This window comes from Polaromonas sp. P1_E3, from assembly GCF_056405935.1.
This window is the reverse complement of sequence record NZ_JBFUBD010000504.1, coordinates 1-1,733: the sequence shown is the minus strand read 5'-3', so window position 1 is coordinate 1,733 and position 1,733 is coordinate 1. Positions and strand designations below refer to the sequence as shown.

Annotated in this window: 2 protein-coding genes; both read right to left on the bottom strand. The window is 60.9% G+C overall.

Annotated elements, in window-relative coordinates; translation table 11 throughout:
- Positions 1-1,192 (bottom strand): ABC-F family ATP-binding cassette domain-containing protein (locus AC1D0Z_RS21055; RefSeq protein WP_477660106.1); only part of this gene is annotated, 1,192 nt, incomplete at its 3' end.
- Between the two features lie 105 nt (positions 1,193-1,297).
- A partial coding sequence (locus tag AC1D0Z_RS21050; RefSeq protein WP_477660105.1) for a methyltransferase occupies positions 1,298-1,733 on the bottom strand: 436 nt, incomplete at its 5' end.

Below are 1,733 nucleotides of genomic sequence, written 5' to 3'. Positions count from 1 at the left end.
GCACGTCCAGTTCCTGCTGGGCAAAGTAGCCGATGTTCAGGCCCTTGCCCTCAATCATCTCACCGCTGATGGGTGACAGCGCGCGCGCCACGGTTTTCACCAGCGTGGATTTGCCCTGGCCATTGGCGCCAAGAATGCCGATGCGTTGTCCGGCCAGCACCGATTTGCTGACGTTTTGAACGATGACGGTGGGCGGCGTACCTGCTGGGGCGTCTTCAGGCTGTGGATAGCCGAAATAGGCGTTCTGCATCGACAGCATCGGATTGGGCAGGTTGGCCGGCTCCTTGAACTCGAAGGTGAAGTCGGCTTCGGCCAGCAGCGGCGCGATCTTCTCCATGCGGTCCAGTGCCTTGACGCGGCTTTGCGCCTGCTTGGCCTTGCTGGCTTTGGCCTTGAAGCGCGCGATGAACTTCTGCAAGTGGGCAATCTTGTCCTGCTGCTTGGAAAACGCGGTTTGCTGCAGCGCCATCTGCTCGGAGCGAAGGTCTTCAAACTTGCTGTAGTTGCCGCCGTAGCGGGTGAGTTTGGCGCTTTCGATATGCACCGTCACGTCGGTCACGGCATCGAGAAATTCGCGGTCATGGCTGATGACCAGCATGGTGCCCTGGTAGCGCTTGAGCCAGGCTTCGAGCCAGACCAGTGCGTCCAGATCCAGGTGATTGGTGGGTTCGTCCAGCAGCAGCAGGTCAGACGGGCACATCAGCGCGCGCGCCAATTGAAGGCGCATACGCCAGCCACCGGAAAAGCTGTTGACGGGGTTGTCGAGTTCGCTGACCTTGAAGCCCAGGCCCAGGATCAGCGCCTGCGCGCGCGCCTGCGAATCATGCGCGCCGGAGTCATACAGCTCCATGTAGGCATGCGCCATGCGGTCACCGTCACCGCTTTCTTCGGCGGCTGTCACCTCGGCCTGCGCGGCCATCAACACCACATCGCCTTCGATCACGTAGTCCGTGGCGCTTTGCTCGGTTTCGGGCATGTCCTGCGCCACTTGCGCCATGCGCCATTGCGTGGGAATCGAAAACTCGCCGCCGTCTTCATGCAGTGTTCCGTTGAGCATGGCAAAGAGCGACGACTTGCCCGCGCCGTTACGCCCCACCAGTCCGACGTTCTCGCCGGGGTTGAGGGTGACGGAGGCACCGTCCAGAATCACTTTGGCGCCGCGGCGCAGCACGACGTTTTTAAGGGTAATCATTTAAATAGCAACTTCAGGAAAGTGAATCGGGCAGCGCGGCAGGCGCTTTGCCCTTGTGCAAGAGACGCGCCAGCGACTCAGGGCGGCGGGCTTGGGCGATCGGCTTCAAGCCAGTTGTTCGCGTGTAAGCAATAAAACCTGGTCGGCACCCGAGCTGGTTTCGAACCACAGCGGTTCAAGCATCGGGAAAGCGCGCTCAAAATTCTCGCGCTCATTGCCGATTTCCAGCACCAACACAGCATTTTCGCTCATATGGCGGGCCGCGTCCTGTAGAAGGCCACGAATGAAGTCCATGCCGTCCGTGCCGCCCAGCGTGTTTCCGTCCAGCGCCATCGCTGGTTCTGCCCGGAATTCCGCAGGAAGGGCTGACATGCTGGCCGCGTTAACGTAGGGCGGGTTGCATAAAATCAGGTCGTAAACCCCGGCACACGCAGCCAGGCCGTCGGATTCAACCAGCGTGATGCGGCCGTCCAGATGATGGCGATCCACGTTGATACGGGCCACTTCCAGGGCGTCCAGGCTGATGTCGGCGGCATCCACC